Raw genomic sequence first — 16,588 nt, 5'->3', positions numbered from 1 at the left:
TTTTAACGATTGAGATGGTAAGGGACAGTCGTGACTATTACGTCTTTGTAATTGATCAGATAAGCACGGATCATGAAGCTGGTCTGATTGTGCAGCACATTTTGCCACCAATGCTTGGTGATGAACTGCGGAATTAGAATTGTGATATGGTCCGTCTCGGCCGTCTTCCATTCCACGGTATCAATAAACTTTTTGAGCGGCCCCATAATACTGCGGTATCTCGATTTAATGACAACCAGGCGTACCCCAGGGTTCCACTCTTCCCACTTCTGCTCCATTTTCCGGATGGCTTCATCATCGAACCCGATATACAAGGCAACCACGTGATCTGACATCGTCTGAGCGTAAGAGATTGTATTCATCACCACCCTCGTAATGCCTGCCACCGGAATAATGATCGTATTGCCCTTTCTCACCGGTTTCTCCAGCTTGATATCAATCCGCAATTCATCCGCAATGTTGCAGTAATGACGGTGAATTCGCATGAACACATAAACGACGAGTGGCAGGAAAATAAAGATAACCCATGTTTGCGTGAACTTGGTGAATATAAAAATCAATGTAATCGACAGCGTGGTCAGCATGCCAATTGTATTGACGAGCAGCTTCACACCCCAACCGGCTGGTTTGACTTTGATCCAACGAATCATCATGCCCAACTGTGACAGGGTAAATGGAATGAACACGCCCACTGCGTAGAGCGGAATCAGACTTTCCGTATTCCCTTTGAATCCAACAACCAGTAAGGCAGACATCACACTGAGGAAAATAATACCGTTCGAGAAGCCAAGGCGGTCTCCTCTAACCATAAACATATGCGGCATATATTTATCCTTCGCCATCATGAAGGAGAGCAGCGGGAAAGCAGAATACGCCGTATTCGCTGCGAGAAACAGAATCAGTGCTGTTACGCCCTGGATAATAAAATACATCGTGCCCCTGCCAAATGTCGCCTCGGCAATCTGGGATATCACGGTGGCTTTGGGATCAGGCTTCACCCCGTAACCATAAGCAAGTAACGTGATCCCGATAAACATAGCTCCCAGAATACATCCCATAAGCATCAAGGTTCCCGCTGCATTTTTCTCGGCAGGCTGCTTGAAGTTCGGGATGGCGTTACTCACCGCCTCAACCCCAGTCAAAGCTGAACACCCCGAGCTGAATGCCTTCAGCAGCAGAAACAGACTCACATGTGACATACTCGTTCCAAATTCAGGGGCGGCAGCTTCCATGCCTCCAGCGAGAAATTTGATCCCCCCGGATATAATCAGAATCGCAATCGAAAAGATAAACAAATATATGGGGATCGCCAGTACGGAAGCGGATTCCGTCACCCCTCGCAAATTCATAATGGTCAGAAATACAATCATGATCAATGCAATGACTATGCTGTAATCATGAAGCATTGGAAAGGCAGATGTAATCGCATCGGTCCCTGCGGACGAACTTACCGCAACAGTCAGAATATAATCGACCAGTAAAGATCCTCCGGCAATCAAGCTCGGAGCCGTACCGAGATTATCCTTGGCTACGATGTACGCGCCGCCTCCTGTTGGATAAGCAAAAATCGTCTGGCGGTAGGAAAAAATTAAAATGACGAGTAATCCCAACACGGCGATGGAAATTGGAACAGAGTACCACAAGGCGGCGAATCCGGCCGCAACGAGCACCAGTAAGATCTGCTCCGTACCGTAGGCAACGGACGATAGTGCATCGGAGGACAGGATGGCGAGCGCCTTCCATTTCCCCAATTTTTCTGCATCCAATTCAGCCGATTTCATAGGCTTGCCTATTAAGATTCTCTTCATTTTGCCAAGCATGATCATAACTTCCTTCCGTCTTTCATCTGTGAAGCATTGTTATTATGCAAAATCGCCGAGCCATTGACAATACGTCATTTCACCCGAATTTCGCCAGCGTGTGATAATGCATACTACGATTCAATAATCGATAACAAAGCCGCGCTTTATCCACTTTTTGAACTTTTTTGAACCAAAACGGCGTTTGTTTGCCGAAAAAAAGGAAATGGCCTTCGGTTTAATAAACCAAAGACCATTCATATTAGGCTGTGTTGGAGCTCTTTCTTTTATACGATTTCGATCTGTCAAACTTCCATGCTCAATATACCAGGACGTGGAGTGACACCGAAAGCTTGGGCTAATGTAGCTAGCTGCTGATCCGTAATTCGCTGTCTGATTTCATGGCCTGCAACCAGCATATACACCTGGGCTGCCTTCTCAATGGTTTCAATAAGACCAAAAGCTTCATCAATCGTTGTACCCGTTCCAAAAATCCCGTGCTGAGGCCAGATGACCGCGTGGTAACCCTTCATTTTTTCTGCCGTTTCCCGTCCAATTTCATTCGATCCAGGCACCATCCACGGAATAATACCAACGCCGTCAGGAAATACGACAACGCATTCCGTACACATCTGCCACAGCGTCTTTGTAAACTTCATTTCGTCCAAATCATGGATAAATGTCATCGCCAGAACGTTGGTCGCATGGTTGTGCATCACAACCCGGTGTTTCGGATCTATTTTCAAACGTTCGATATGACTCATAAAATGTGTTGGCAATTCACTCGTTGGGTTCGCTCCCGACTTTAGCCCCCACAGCACTTCCAGCTCCTGTCCATCACTCGATACACGTAACACTCCCAGATTGCTCTCTGGATCAGCCAGTACATTTTTGAAATATTTGCCCGAAGCAGTCACAATAAAATATTTATCTGCCAGCTCATGCATCGAAAATGCAGGTTTGATCTTGCGAATAACATGGTTGATATCGATATATTTGGCGACTTCCTCTTCCTCCAGCAGATAGCTGACATTGCCACCATTGCGTTCATCCCAGCCGTTTTTCCACATATGTTGAGTAATTTCCGCCATCTCACGAACAAATGGGATATGAAAGCCAGCTGCCTGCGTTGTTTCATTGGCAAGGGTCACGTTCATCATCATTCTCTCCTCATGATAAAATATAGAATGCCCGTCACGAACATAGTAAGTTCCTTTTTTCACATTCATTATACCTTTGTTTTCTTTTATTAGTCAATGAAATACAGAAATATTTGTTTTATTTACTTTTGTTTATGTTTGTTTTGTGTACATTTATAAAAATAAGCAAAAAAAATACCTCACCGGCGTCCGGCGAGGTCAGTCACACATCTATCTAACACGAGAAGGGGTTTACAAGAATTATCTTACCTCTGCTACCTTAATAGAAGCTGAAAATGAAATAAAAAAACGATGAAAACCCATTCACCAAAAAATTACGGTCACCGCTGCTACCTCTCCATTTATGCTATATATTTAAAAACGTTGTGCTGCCTTGAATGTTGAACATATTTATTCCTTTTTCAGCAAATAGGATGGGTGCATCAGTCCTGTCGGTTCATAACGCTCGTCCCGGACATATTCGAAGCCCAGCTTGATTAACATGTGACGCGACACTTCATTGTCCGGATGATGTCCCGCAAACAATGCTTTCACCTTCAGTTCGCCAAATGCATAGTCAATCACCGCCCGTGCCGCCTCCATAGCATAGCCTTTGCCCCAATGATCCCGGGTAAGATGGAATCCCAATTCATATATCTCTTCTTCCGGAGAATATGGGCGCAAGCCGCAACAACCAACAAAGACTTCCGAATCTTTCTCAAAGAGTGGCCAGTATTGCACCTCTACTTCTTCTTGCCTTTTTATTTCCTGGGTTAACCGAGCCTCCACTTCATCCTCACTCAGAAATCCCTTGCTGCTAATCCACTTCGTTACCTCATGATCACCCCATAGAGCGGAAGCCAGAGCACGGTCTTCTTCATTCCATGTCGAAAATACTAGCCGCTCGGTTTCAAGAAACGTTGTTCTGTTCATCGTCCAATCCCCTCCTGTTTCAACAAGGTCAGTCTCCTATTACTTCTACAATAAATTACTCGAATAGCTGCCTTAATAAACAAAAATTTGACTGTACCCGTCTATTACGACTAAGATTAATACCTATAATTTTTGAGCCAGTTTCTCAAACTGATTGATATGAGGCTTAATCTCTTTTTCTACATTTTTGATAAAAGATCTAAACTGTTTCTGACTGAATTCATCTCCAACACCGACATCTTTGTATACTTTTCCTTTTTGATATGTAAATGAGAAGAAATAACCGTCCTTCAATCCATCTAAAATATTTTCTGCACCACCCAGTAATTTAAGACTCATATTTGAATCCTTGTACGCAAAGTAATAAGGAGGGTCGTATTCTCCATGTCGAACATCATATCCTGAAATCCACTGATCCTTAGCAAAAGTCCCATTCTGAATACGATTTTCAAGCATAGTTGCTTCGTAGGATATTTCTCTGATCTCCAGTTCACCCTTTCCATCCTTTTTGTCATTCTTCCAAAAGCCATCATACTTGAGGTCTGTAACACGGTCCTTATCACTTGTCACTGCTTTGTAGACACCATATCCTGAACGTTTGCCCGCTACCCAGTTCCCCTTATAAGTCTTGCTCTTTCCCCAGGTCATCGTCCCATAGCCATGATATAAGAATATCAATCATTCTTATAACAACTACTTAAATTTATAAATCCCCTAGTATAATATCATTCCAACCCCAAATTCATCCATAAAAAAAGAAAAACCTCTGCCGACAACATGTCCGACAGAGGTTCACAAAGCACGCTACATTCATTAGAAATCAGCTGTTGCGATTTGAATTGTACCTGTTGAAGCACCTGCGGGAGTAGTCAACAAAGCAGCTACGAGCAGTAAATCAACAGACAACGTAAGGCTGTTGCCAGCAGGGATCAAATACGTGATTACTGGTGCGTTAACACGAGTCACAACCAGGTCTATCGGGAAAGGACCAAAATTGTTCACTGTGATGCTGGCATTCGTGCCTCCAGCAAGGTTTTCATAATACGATTTACCCACACCAGCCGCTAAGGCATAAAATTGTTGCGGTAAAAGGATGGCCATGGAAATCACCTCCTTTTGCTTTGATACGGTATTCTATGCATGGAATCTATTAATGTAACGGTAAAATGACCGTGTGATAACGTCCATTTTGATAGAGATGCTAGACTAAAGTAATCAAAAAGCCCCACCAGATCATCCGGCGGAGCCACTACATGAAACTCATATTGTGAGATTATTAAGCATACAGCATGAAAAAGTTTAACTCATGCCCCTGCTGTTTGAGGTAATTATACAGCTGTGAACGGTGATGGAATACATGCGTTAGCGTTTCAATCTGCCATTGAGCCTGCAAATGACCATGCTCCATATAGAAAGCTTTGGTTGAGCGGTTCAACAGATCTTCTTCGCTCAGTGATACAATATAAGCTTTGTAGGCTTCCAAATTGCCCCAAAGTGTTGCCTCCAGTTTTTCAATATCCTCGATCCCTGACAGGCTATTCTCTACCACACCCACCTCAGCTTCGCTCTTCTCCTGCATAATGGCAAGGTCCGATGCCGTGATTTGAATAAAATGATGGACCAGTTCCACCAGTGAACGCATATTGTCCTGCGGGCGGTATGCCCAATCCTCTGGACGGATCAGGCGGATCAGACTCGCCCCCGTACGTACTCCCGTCTCCAATTCATTGAGCAGATGATCCCGCATTTGCAAAGTTCCATTCATATATGATATCTCCTTTACTATTATTCTCACGATCTAAGTATATCGGAAGGGGCAACCAAGTTATTGTACAAATCGGACAACCTTTGTTGATGTTCTTTGGCAGCGGTCATCGGAGTTTCTCCATAAAACTTTCGGAATTGACGAATCAGATGAGCTTGGTCAAAAAAACCATGATTCAGGGCCAGTGCTACCCCATCCGCCGCATGCCCCTGATGAATGCTGCCCAGGACACGGTGAAAACGAACCACCTCACTGAATCGTTTCGGACTAATTCCGATCCATTCTGCAAACTTCCGATGCAGCTGGCGTTCACTGACAACTTCCCGCATGGCCAGTTCACTGACGCTCATACGTCCCCCATCGATAAAGATGCGATGCAGCGCATTTTTCATCAGATCATTCTCGTATGTATTGGTTTGCACGGACAGGGGACTTAGATAGTCATTCATAACCCGTACCCGTTCTTCAAAGCTTTTTGTTCCAGCTATCCGCTCCTGCAGCTCATTCAACCTGACTGGCCAACAATCCTCAAGCGGAATTCGCATGTCCGTAAATCCTTCCAACGGCAAACCGTGAAACACGTATGCCCCGCCCGGGAAAAAACGAACGCCAAATGTGTAATCGGCAGAAGCACTTATACCGGATGTCTCGGGCACAACGAACGGATGCGAATAATTGCCACAGTAGGCATAGGAATGAACCGAACGGACCGCGTCGTATGTAATCAGCATATCCGTACAGCCATCCGGCAATACCCGAGCGGGCACTGATATAGATTCCTGTTCTTGCTCTCCCATGTATGGAATGGAACCCGATTCCCAATAACAGGCTATATGAGCCATCAGGGAAACAGAAGGCATTCGCTCATAATAATAGGAATTTGTATCCGTCCCATTCATCTGAATGGGTCTGAACAGCGGATGCAGGTTGGGGTCCACGAACCATCCCTCCGTTACTAGCATTTATGTATTTATCTATCATACCATCTAACCGATAAAACGAAGAAAAAAAGTACCCCGCCGGACGATCCGACGGGGCTAGTCACACATCTATTTAACACGAGAAGGGGTTTACATGACTTATCTTACCCCTCCTACCTTAATGGAATCTGAAATGGAGATGAAAAGAACCTCAATTTTATGGACAACGCCGGAGACATTCATTGCTCCCATGAAGGATTAAGCGCTCTGGCCATGGCACGAATATAATCCTGACTAGCCCGTTGGCTAACTTCCGCATCAGGCACAAATACTTCGAAGCAATGATAAGCACCAGGATAAAGGTGCATCTCGACATCCACTCCCGCTGCAGCAAGGCGTGTCACATATTCAATAGTTTCATCTCGAAATAGATCGAGTTGGCCAATACACGTATACATTGGAGGTAACCCTGCCAGATTTTCAGTTCTTGCCGGGACTGCGTAGGCAGGTATGTGGTGTTCTTCGTTTTCCCCAAATTCCTCCCTTTCTTCTCCCAGGTACATACTCCATGCCTCCAGGTTATTAGTCCGATTCCATGTAGCATTTTGGTCCGTAATTTCGCGGCTCGAAGCCGAAATATTGCGATCGTCCAGCATCGGGTACAAAGGCATTTGGAAGATCAGACTCGGCCCACCTTTATCGCGGACCATTTGTGCAAGTGCTGCAGTCAGTCCTCCCCCTCCACTTGCTCCGGCAATTGCGACTCTGGTGAGATCAATGCCGAGTGACTCTGTTTCGTCCGTCATCCATACCAGACCTGCATAGCAATCATAAAGACCAGCAGGATAAGGATGCTCCGGGGCCAGGCGGTAATCAACCGATACGACTACGCAATGTGCCGCTTGTACAAAGCGTTCACATAACGCATCATCCATATCTGGATGCCCCAGCACATAACCCCCTCCATGAATCCACAACATCGCTGGCAGCTTATCTCCAGTACGCTCAGCCGGCTCATATATTTTGACCAGCATGTCTCCTGCTGCCCCAGCAATAATTCTCTTTGTGGTGCGTACGTCTTCCGACTTCTCAATCGGTGGATTCATGAGCATCGCCCGGCTAACCTGCAATGCCCCCTTCAAATTAAAGCCCGGAAACTGGGTTAATGCATCTCTTAATTCAGGTACCACCCGATCTACAAAACTCATATACAATTCCTCCTTCAGTGTATGTTTTCTATGCTTTTTGTCCATGCTCAGCTTCCCACTTAGCCAACTCTGCCCGTACTCGAGGTGCCACCTCTGTTCCGAGTAATTCGATCGCTCTCATCACCTGATCATGCGGCATCGTTGCAATGGGAACGTACATCATGAAACGTGTAATGCCCACATTCTTGCGTAGGTGAACTATCTTTCGGGCAACCGTCTCTGGATCACCTACATACAGAGCACCGTCATGACTGCGTGCAGCATCAAAGCTGGCACGACTGTAATGTCCCCATCCCCGTTCCTTGCCGATTTTGTTCATTCCCGCCTGGGTGGAAGGAAAGAACAGATCAGCCGCCAGCTCTGTATCTTCAGCCACAAATCCGAGCGAATGCGACCCTACGGTAAGCTTCGAAGCGTCATGTCCGGCATGTGCCGCTGCCTGCTTGTACAACTGTACAAGGGGGCCAAAATTCCGTTCCGGGCTCCCGCCAATAATAGCCAACGTCAATGGAAGCCCCAGCAATCCTGCTCGCACCACCGATTCCTGATTGCCCCCGCTGCCAATCCATATGGGCAGAGGGCTCTGCACAGGCCGTGGATATATGCCCAGATTATGTATTGCAGGTCTGTGCCCACCTCGCCAATTGACTATTTCCGACTTCTGCAGGTTGAGCAGCAGTTCCAGATGTTCATCGAACAGCTCATCATACTCCCCTAGCTCATAGCCAAACAAAGGGAATGATTCGGTAAAGGAACCCCGCCCTGCCATAATCTCCGCACGTCCATTCGAAATGCCATCCAGTGTGGCAAAATCCTGAAACACACGTACCGGGTCAGCGGACGAAAGTACCGTTACTGCACTAGTCAGCCGAATACGCTTGGTCAGGGATGCAGCTGCGGACAGCACCATCGCAGGGGATGAAGCCGCATAATCTTTACGATGATGTTCTCCTACGCCAAATACATCCAACCCCACCTGATCGGCAAGCACGATTTCTTCCACCACTTCACGCAATCGCTGTGCGTGACTTATGACTTCACCTGTCCGAAGATCGGGTGTGGTCTCCACAAACGAAGTAATTCCTATTTCCATAACTCATTTCTCCTTTTTTTCAAAATTGGACTGTTACTAGCAAAATAAATTACCGATCGGTATGTTATTTAGGTAGTTAATATATATCAGTGTTTCTCTTACTGTCAATCTTTTTATTTTCATCAAATCTATATCATATTTCTTAAATACATCATCAAAAAGAGATTCGTTTGACAAATAATCGAGAGTTATATAGTATATATCATACTGATGAGTAAGAAATATAATTAGCAAAACACGATCTGTATGATCCAATACAAAATATCTATACTTTAGAAAATATAAGTAACAAGGAGCATTTATCATGGCTAGAACTCGCGAATTTGACGAAGAGAAAGTACTGGATGCTGCGATGCAGCTTTTTTGGGAAAAAGGATATGAGGCCACTTCATTAAGCGATTTGACTTCGAGAATGGGCATTCAAAGGCCCAGTATATACTCCACTTTTGGAGATAAAAGAGAATTATTCGAAACGTCGCTACGGAAGTACACGATGGCTCGTGCCGCAGAGATGCGAACCAGACTGGCGGGTATTTCATCGGTAAAAGAGGCCTTTCGTACTTTTTTTGCAGAAATCGTGGACGAAGAATACAACGCAGAGCGACTCAGTCGTGGATGCTTTTGCATCAATACGATGGTTGAGCTCGCACCACATGATGAGAAATTTGAAATTCTCACCCGGGAACATCAGATGTACCTGTCGGTCATCTTTCAGGAAAATATTGAGCGGGGAATGCGATCAGGCGAACTCAACCATTCCCTGGACGCCAAGGCTGTCGCCCAAGCACTAATTGTATCACTAATTGGACTGACCGTTTTCATGAAATCTCGTCCCAGTCGTTCATTTATAGATAATTCGATTCGAATCACACTTTCCTTGATGGATTAAGCCCAAGCGAATATCAGAAAAAAAGCACTGCTGGCTAAAACGCCGACAGTGCTTCATTCATTTCACTGTAAACTTGACCCTTGTACCATTTGAATATTTTTCCAACTGATTTCCCACCCAAGATCCAGCCCCCCTGTTATCACTTGGACTTATGTATCTAATATCCGCGCCGGCGCCACCTTCTTCACACATCGCCATCGGCCATTCATCCCGATCATAACCCGCTTTGGTCGGATAGCCTTTCAGCGACTCCCTGCGATTGGCATCCGCCCCATCCCGGTCAATGGTACACACTGCCGAATGCCCTGCTGCAATGGCGTCACGGATATGCGCTCCTGTTTCCGGGTAACGATCCATCGGGAAGGTCAACGTATAGGTGGTCGCAGCACCTTGGACTGTCGAAGAGGGCTGCACATATACACTCCCAGATAAAGCCATAACAAGAATAAGGACAAGCATACACCACTTCTTAACCATCCAAACACCTCCAAATAATGTTAAATACCCTCTCAGTTTACAGAACGATTGTGAGAGAGTATCGCACCATTTGTAAAATAAATGGAAGAAATAATGTTACATATTTCCATATTGACATGCGTTCTTTTTACGTTCAGATATTCCAAAAGGATGATACCAGGCAAACGCCCAGTCGTTTGGGCGGGCAATCGCATAGGATGCCGTATAAATGATTTGGGAGGTTTTTTCTTGAATAATTATCCAATGATGCATCCAATGGCTAACTCACATTATGTGCCCCACATGCCTCATAACATTGTCGTTCATCCAGTGGATCATTGTGTAGTCGAAAGTCTGATGTCCCTGGTGGGAAAAGTGGTTATCCTGGAAACAACTCGCGGTAGATTGGATGGATGTGTGGTTACTGTTAAACATGACCATGTTGTGCTGGAGGAAAGAAACAGAAAATTCTTCGTGCGCATTGCCGAGATCGTCTGGATTATGCCTGACTAAATACCGATTGAGGGCTAACAAACCGAACGCCTTTTAAAATGGAGGATTAGACTAGACTAAAAAGATGACCCCCGTGCTGCAAAGGGGTCATCTTTTTAGTCTGCTCGCTCGAATGTTCATATTTTAAAGAGACAAGTGCAAGTTTAAAGTTTCACGAAGGAACATTATAATGAAAGTACGAAATAACGATTCATTACGAGGTGAGAATTTGCAGTATCTATTTACAATCCTATTTATCCTAGGCTTTATGGCTTTCTTCGTATTTATTGTTTTGATGGTCTTATCCATGAGGAAACAAAACCGGATACCGATAAGGTACCTAGCGCTAACAGCCGCATGTTTTGCAATTGCTTCGATAGGCATGTATGGTATGCTGGCTTTACCTTCAAATCCTCCGCAATCATCCAGGACAGATCAGACGGAAAAACAAGAATCTGTCACTGCTACAACAGAGGAATTCAAAAACAAGTTTAATGCCGCCGTGGGCAAATACCGACTGAATGGGTTGAGTATTACCCGCTTGAATATGAAAAACTCTTCCGAGCAGGGAACCGGCACTTTTGAGTATGTATTCAATGATGAATTACGATTGGTTGGTACATTAAATTTGGATCAAAAAGTGCAGGAAGTCAGGTTGTACGGGACTGGTGACGTCAGCGAACCAACGGGTGGAATCTTTTTGACGGCTATCGCTGCACTTATTCTGACAACCAATAATGAGTACACATATAATGATGCGCAAAACGTGATTCAGGATATCGGTATATTGGATCGCAATGTAAGCCAGAGTGAATTTGATGGAGCGACGGTTCGAAATGGATTTGAATATCGCTTCAGCGTACAGGACCATGAACACTCTACTTTTGAAATAACTGTTGCGAAATAAGACCCCAATGTGTAAAGAGGCCGCTCCATGAAGGAACGGCCTAACATGTGATATGTACTGTTTAGATCGTTCAGTAATAATGAACACCTCCATAATGCGAGAGATACTCAATGATGTGTCTTACCTTTGAATCACATGATTAACGATCTTCTGAGCATCGTATTTAACCCATCCCAACAGTGCTGAACCTCGTGATGTTTGCCAAGGCAGCCCTACAAAGTATAGTCCAACAACCGGTGATACTCCTGCCTCGTGTAAAATTTCGCCTCGGGAATCAAAAGCAGTAGCGATATCAATCCAACCATCATTTCGCTTAAACCCAGTCGCCCAGATAATATTGTGTATTGGCGCCTCACTCCCATCCTCATATAGGATGCGGTTATCTTTTGCATTTATAGCACGTGGACGCTTGTTAACTTTCCCTTTAGTGATTAACTCTTTTAACTCGTAGCCATATACGTACTCAGGCTGATTTCGTAACCATTTTCCGACCATGCGATCTGCACCTGAACGTAATACTCCGAGCTTTTCGAAATACCAGAATATACTTCGTTTCATGATATGCAACGGCCTAAAGGTTATATTTCTAGCTATGGATATGTATACGGTTTGTTTATCATCTGATGCCAACTCTACTGCGATTTGGGCACCTGAATTCCCTCCGCCTACGACTACTGTTGTTCCAGGAAGCAATTGAGAGATATTTTTATATTCTGATGAATGAAGCTGAATTACATTCTCGGATAATGATTTCGCAAAATGAGGAACATTCTTGGTTTGGAAAGGTCCTGTGGCAACGATAATATTGCGCGCTTCAATTATTCCATCATTAGTTTCAGCATAGTACACCTCATCTTGCTTCGAGAGACGAGTGATTAAACAGTTTAATCTTATAGGAAGATGCATTTGTTTGGCGTAACTTTCAAGATAATCTGCAATTTCATCTTTGCTTGGCAGGCTGTTTTCATTTCCAATAAGAGACATTCCGGGTAATCCGTCATACATTCGTGGGGTAAAAAGACGCAAGGAATCGTACCGTTTACGCCAAGATTCCCCGACAGATGAGACATTGTCAACGATTAAGAAGGTTAACCCCGACCTCTGAAGATAGTAACCTGCTGCCAAGCCTGCTTGCCCAGCTCCGATAACCAATACATCATACATATGTATCATCTCCAATATCGCTTATGTATAAATATATGAGCACTTGTTCATATGTTTATTTTACTTAACAACTATCTATTTAGCAATAGAAGAGAACATCACTACTTTTTTTTCAAAAACATCAACATTAAAAAAGACTCCCTCAAGGGAGCCTTTAATCAGTTCATTCTAATTTGCCTGTAACGCATCTTCTATACTATTCCTTTATTACCTGTTGTATTGATCGATGTCATTGATAGCAGATTGATGCTCTCTTCTATGGTGATCTTCATGCTGACGAACGTCGTTCTTTAGCTTGGCTAAGAATCCCCACCCCATAAATACGAGTAAAAGCACGGTAATCAGCGCATAAGCGAAGCTATATAGATTCATATAGAAGTTGATGAAAATTGCAGCGAGCATCAAGCCTAGAATCCACAATGTCCACTTTGTACTCTTTCTCAAATGATTTCCTCCCTCAGTTAAAACATAAATCCAAAGCACCCTATCTAATTAATAAAAAAAGGCTCCCTTTCGGGAGCCTTTCATCTATCGGCATTAAAAGGTTTTTAGACCTTTTATTACATCATGCCGCCCATTCCACCCATACCGCCCATGTCAGGAACGCCAGCAGCGCCTGCAGGTTCTGGTTTGTCAGCGATAACCGCTTCAGTAGTCAGGAACATTGCTGCTACGGAAGCAGCGTTTTGCAATGCATAACGTGTTACTTTCGCAGGGTCAACGATACCCGCTTCGATCATGTTAACCCACTCGCCAGTCGCAGCGTTGAAGCCTACGCCAGTTTGTTCTTTTTTCAGACGTTCCACGATTACGGAACCTTCTTCGCCAGCGTTAGCTGCGATTGTACGAATTGGAGCTTCCAGAGCGCGCAGGACGATGTTTACGCCTGTTTGCTCGTCACCGGACAGTGCTACGCCTGCAACGGCATTATATACGTTCATGAGCGCTGTACCACCACCGGATACGATACCTTCTTCAACCGCAGCGCGAGTTGCGTTCAGGGCATCTTCGATGCGCAGTTTGCGTTCTTTCAATTCTGTTTCAGTAGCCGCACCAACTTTGATTACTGCTACGCCGCCGGACAATTTAGCCAGACGCTCTTGCAGTTTCTCTTTGTCGAACTCGGAAGTTGTTTCTTCCAGTTGTGTACGGATTTGGCTTACACGTGCATCGATATCGGATTTGTTACCAGCACCGTCAACGATGATTGTGTTTTCTTTTGTTACACGGATTTGACGAGCTGTACCCAGTTGTTCCACAACAGCGGATTTCAGGTCCAGACCCAGTTCTTCCGTGATCAATTGGCCACCAGTGAGGGCAGCGATATCTTGCAGCATTGCTTTACGACGGTCACCAAAGCCAGGAGCTTTAACAGCTACAGCGTTGAATGTTCCACGCAATTTGTTCACAACCAGCATCGCCAGTGCTTCGCCTTCGATATCTTCAGCGATCAATACAAGCGGTTTACCTTGTTGAACGATTTTTTCAAGCAATGGCAGGATTTCTTGCGTGTTGGAGATTTTTTTGTCTGTGATCAGGATGTACGGGTTGTCCAAAACAGCTTCCATTTTGTCCGTATCCGTGATCATGTATGGAGAGATGTAACCACGGTCGAATTGCATACCTTCAACCACTTCCAACTCTGTAGCGAATCCACGGGATTCTTCAACTGTAATAACGCCGTCTTTACCCACTTTTTCCATAGCTTCAGCGATCAGTTCGCCTACTTCTTCGTCAGCTGCAGAGATCGCTGCAACTTGTGCGATGGATTGTTGGGTTTCAACTGGTTTGGAGATGGATTGCAGTTCAGCTACAGCAGCTTTAACCGCCTTGTCGATCCCTTTACGGATACCGATTGGGCTAGCGCCTGCAGTTACGTTTTTCAAACCTTCTGTGATCAGCGCTTGAGCCAATACAGTTGCAGTTGTTGTACCGTCACCGGCAACATCATTTGTTTTGGTTGCTACTTCTTTAACCAGTTGTGCACCCATGTTCTCGAATGCATCTTCCAGTTCGATTTCTTTAGCAATCGTTACACCGTCATTCGTGATGAGCGGGCTTCCGAATTTTTTCTCCAGAACCACGTTACGGCCTTTAGGACCGAGTGTTACTTTAACTGCATTAGCCAATGCGTCCACACCACGAAGCATGGAACGACGAGCGTCTTCACTGAATTTAATGTCTTTAGCCATGGTAAGAAAACCTCCCTAGTATATTGTGTAAAATGGTGTTGCTATATGGTTCGGTTAACCGATTAAATTTGAATTAGTCGAGAATCGCGTGAATATCGCTTTCTTTCATAATCAAATATTCTTTACCTTCGAACTTGATTTCTGTACCGGCATATTTGGAGAAAATAACGCGATCTCCTTCTTTCACTTCCAGAGCTACACGTACTCCGTCTTTCAATACTCCAGCGCCAACAGCAATAATTTTACCCTCTTGCGGTTTTTCTTTAGCGGAGTCCGGCAGTACGATCCCGAAAGAAGTTGTTTGCTCTTGCTCCAGTGGTTCTACCAATACGCGTTCACCTAAAGGTCTGATCATGAAAAATAGCCTCCTTTTGAAATTATATAACGTTACATTGTAGGTTGTAGCCATATGTATTAGCACTCGACAGTGTTCAGTGCTAACAACCAACTTTATGATACTTCAACTTGAAGCATGATTTCAAGTCCTTTTCATGAATTCCTGCGAGATTTTACGTTGTATTTACACCAACCCAGCCAAAAAACTCCCGATTGGCCTGCGTAAATGCCGTAATGCCGTAATACCTTATTAACTTATTCCACAGAATCCGTAAGTCTTCCTGCACCATTCTCAGGCAGCCCTTTTCCATTGTATCCATTGTTGAACATAATATGCCTGCTTGTCCCGTTCGTCAGAATTTAAGCTGTAAAAGTTGTGGCCCTTCATATCCCGGGTATGGACTGGTCGCCTTTTCCCGGGACGGGCACCATACAAATTATCACAGTTACAAAAATCCTATGATACCTTTCTTGTTATACTGCGCTCTGCTTATCCTCGGCACGGATGTAACGGGATTCAGCCTCTGCATCAGCTGCAAGCTGTTTGCGATACACAAAGCCAGACAGAAACACACTAATCTCATATAACAGTAACAAGGGAATCATCACAAGAAAATCGGAAATAAAGTCAGGTGGTGTGACCACAACCGCAATGAAAATCAGGACAAAATAAGCGACTCTGCGCATTTTGCGAAGCCGGATGGGATTCAATATCCGCAGTCCTGTCAGGAACATAATGATTAACGGAAGTTCGAACAACAGGGATACCGGCAGTACAATGCCAAACAAAAAACTGAAATACTGCTTCATTCCGTAGGTTTCGACAAGCCCCATTTTTTCCGTAATCGATGAAGTAAAAGAAAGTGCCATCGGGAAAACAACGTAGTACGAGAAAGCTAACCCGATCAGAAATAACAGAAATACATAAGGTACATACTTCAGCGTGGCTTTCCGCTCACGTGGGCGCAGACCTGGACTGACAAACTTCCAGAGCTGAAACACCGTAAACGGCAGCGTAATGACCAGCGAGAACAGTCCGGCAATCTTCATGTAGATGCCAATCCCGTCCCAGAACGAGAATGCATGCAGCACAAACCCCTGAGCGGTCTCTGCCTTCGTCAGATATTGATACACCGGATCCGCCACCAGAAACCCTGCCACCAGCCCCAAAATAAAAATACTCAACACATAAATCAACCGCTTGCGCAGCTCACTCAAATGTTCTGTAAGCGTCATTTCTTCCTTCTGCTGCGTCATGCCTGCCCCCCATTGTTGCCAGCTTAAAATACAAAACC

General features: G+C 44.7%; 19 protein-coding genes. 3 read left to right on the top strand and 16 right to left on the bottom strand.

Annotation, left to right across the window (positions count from 1 at the left end; all coding sequences use genetic code 11):
- Window positions 1–2: 2 nt before the first annotated feature.
- From DC345_RS02970 to DC345_RS02930, 9 genes are all read right to left on the bottom strand, one after another.
- Window positions 3–1,820, bottom strand: a complete 1,818-nt coding sequence (locus DC345_RS02970; RefSeq protein ID WP_113051842.1) for an APC family permease — start codon at window positions 1,818–1,820, stop codon at window positions 3–5.
- A 284-nt stretch (window positions 1,821–2,104) separates the two neighbouring features.
- Window positions 2,105–2,956, bottom strand: a complete 852-nt coding sequence (gene rhaD, locus DC345_RS02965) for a rhamnulose-1-phosphate aldolase (protein ID WP_113051841.1) — start codon at window positions 2,954–2,956, stop codon at window positions 2,105–2,107.
- Window positions 2,957–3,349: 393 nt separating this feature from the next.
- Window positions 3,350–3,871: a GNAT family N-acetyltransferase gene (locus tag DC345_RS02960; protein WP_113051840.1), complete on the bottom strand. Its 522-nt coding sequence runs from the start codon at window positions 3,869–3,871 to the stop codon at window positions 3,350–3,352.
- 123 nt (window positions 3,872–3,994) lie between these two features.
- Window positions 3,995–4,519, bottom strand: a complete 525-nt coding sequence (locus tag DC345_RS02955) for a hypothetical protein (RefSeq protein ID WP_181586459.1) — start codon at window positions 4,517–4,519, stop codon at window positions 3,995–3,997.
- A 165-nt stretch (window positions 4,520–4,684) separates the two neighbouring features.
- Window positions 4,685–4,972: a hypothetical protein gene (locus DC345_RS02950; RefSeq protein WP_113051838.1), complete on the bottom strand. Its 288-nt coding sequence runs from the start codon at window positions 4,970–4,972 to the stop codon at window positions 4,685–4,687.
- A 175-nt stretch (window positions 4,973–5,147) separates the two neighbouring features.
- On the bottom strand, window positions 5,148–5,636 hold the full coding sequence (locus DC345_RS02945) for a DinB family protein (protein ID WP_113051837.1): 489 nt from the start codon (window positions 5,634–5,636) through the stop codon (window positions 5,148–5,150).
- Window positions 5,637–5,662: 26 nt separating this feature from the next.
- Complete coding sequence (locus DC345_RS02940; protein WP_113051836.1) at window positions 5,663–6,574, bottom strand: helix-turn-helix domain-containing protein; 912 nt, start codon at window positions 6,572–6,574, stop codon at window positions 5,663–5,665.
- A gap of 221 nt (window positions 6,575–6,795) precedes the next feature.
- Window positions 6,796–7,764 carry an alpha/beta hydrolase gene (locus tag DC345_RS02935; RefSeq protein WP_113051835.1) on the bottom strand — a complete coding sequence of 323 codons (969 nt, stop codon included), beginning with the start codon at window positions 7,762–7,764 and terminating at the stop codon, window positions 6,796–6,798.
- Between the two features lie 28 nt (window positions 7,765–7,792).
- A complete protein-coding gene (locus DC345_RS02930; RefSeq protein WP_113051834.1) occupies window positions 7,793–8,857 on the bottom strand; it encodes an LLM class flavin-dependent oxidoreductase in 1,065 nt (354 codons plus the stop codon).
- A gap of 304 nt (window positions 8,858–9,161) precedes the next feature.
- Here DC345_RS02930 and DC345_RS02925 point away from each other — a divergent pair, with 304 nt between their 5' ends.
- Window positions 9,162–9,746 carry a TetR/AcrR family transcriptional regulator gene (locus DC345_RS02925; RefSeq protein WP_113051833.1) on the top strand — a complete coding sequence of 195 codons (585 nt, stop codon included), beginning with the start codon at window positions 9,162–9,164 and terminating at the stop codon, window positions 9,744–9,746.
- Window positions 9,747–9,803: 57 nt separating this feature from the next.
- On the opposite strand, the gene DC345_RS02920 is transcribed toward DC345_RS02925, so the two are convergent.
- The gene (locus DC345_RS02920; protein WP_113051832.1) at window positions 9,804–10,223 is read right to left on the bottom strand and encodes a NucA/NucB deoxyribonuclease domain-containing protein; all 420 of its coding nucleotides are present in this window, start codon (window positions 10,221–10,223) and stop codon (window positions 9,804–9,806) included.
- A 228-nt stretch (window positions 10,224–10,451) separates the two neighbouring features.
- Between DC345_RS02920 and DC345_RS02915 the strand changes: the two genes are divergently transcribed.
- Both DC345_RS02915 and DC345_RS02910 read left to right on the top strand, forming a co-directional pair.
- Window positions 10,452–10,715: a DUF2642 domain-containing protein gene (locus DC345_RS02915; protein WP_397333620.1), complete on the top strand. Its 264-nt coding sequence runs from the start codon at window positions 10,452–10,454 to the stop codon at window positions 10,713–10,715.
- Between the two features lie 286 nt (window positions 10,716–11,001).
- Window positions 11,002–11,601: a hypothetical protein gene (locus tag DC345_RS02910; protein ID WP_181586458.1), complete on the top strand. Its 600-nt coding sequence runs from the start codon at window positions 11,002–11,004 to the stop codon at window positions 11,599–11,601.
- A gap of 120 nt (window positions 11,602–11,721) precedes the next feature.
- Here DC345_RS02910 and DC345_RS02905 read toward each other — a convergent pair whose 3' ends face one another.
- The 6 genes from DC345_RS02905 to tatC form a co-directional block, all read right to left on the bottom strand.
- Window positions 11,722–12,765 carry a flavin-containing monooxygenase gene (locus DC345_RS02905; protein ID WP_181586457.1) on the bottom strand — a complete coding sequence of 348 codons (1,044 nt, stop codon included), beginning with the start codon at window positions 12,763–12,765 and terminating at the stop codon, window positions 11,722–11,724.
- Window positions 12,766–12,972: 207 nt separating this feature from the next.
- On the bottom strand, window positions 12,973–13,209 hold the full coding sequence (locus DC345_RS02900; RefSeq protein ID WP_113051829.1) for a hypothetical protein: 237 nt from the start codon (window positions 13,207–13,209) through the stop codon (window positions 12,973–12,975).
- Window positions 13,210–13,325: 116 nt separating this feature from the next.
- The gene (gene groL / locus DC345_RS02895; RefSeq protein ID WP_113051828.1) at window positions 13,326–14,957 is read right to left on the bottom strand and encodes a chaperonin GroEL; all 1,632 of its coding nucleotides are present in this window, start codon (window positions 14,955–14,957) and stop codon (window positions 13,326–13,328) included.
- A gap of 73 nt (window positions 14,958–15,030) precedes the next feature.
- Window positions 15,031–15,312, bottom strand: coding sequence for a co-chaperone GroES (gene groES / locus DC345_RS02890; protein ID WP_024630746.1), 282 nt, complete (start codon window positions 15,310–15,312; stop codon window positions 15,031–15,033).
- A 154-nt stretch (window positions 15,313–15,466) separates the two neighbouring features.
- The gene (locus DC345_RS31605; protein WP_181586456.1) at window positions 15,467–15,613 is read right to left on the bottom strand and encodes a hypothetical protein; all 147 of its coding nucleotides are present in this window, start codon (window positions 15,611–15,613) and stop codon (window positions 15,467–15,469) included.
- A gap of 154 nt (window positions 15,614–15,767) precedes the next feature.
- Window positions 15,768–16,550 carry a twin-arginine translocase subunit TatC gene (tatC, locus tag DC345_RS02885; protein WP_063564478.1) on the bottom strand — a complete coding sequence of 261 codons (783 nt, stop codon included), beginning with the start codon at window positions 16,548–16,550 and terminating at the stop codon, window positions 15,768–15,770.
- Between the last annotated feature and the right edge of the window lie 38 nt (window positions 16,551–16,588).

Origin of the sequence: Paenibacillus taichungensis, assembly GCF_003287275.1 — a bacterium.
In the GTDB taxonomy this organism is placed as follows: domain Bacteria; phylum Bacillota; class Bacilli; order Paenibacillales; family Paenibacillaceae; genus Paenibacillus; species Paenibacillus taichungensis_A.
The sequence above is the reverse complement of the archived record's forward strand: the minus strand, read 5'-3'. Positions and strand labels throughout refer to the sequence as shown.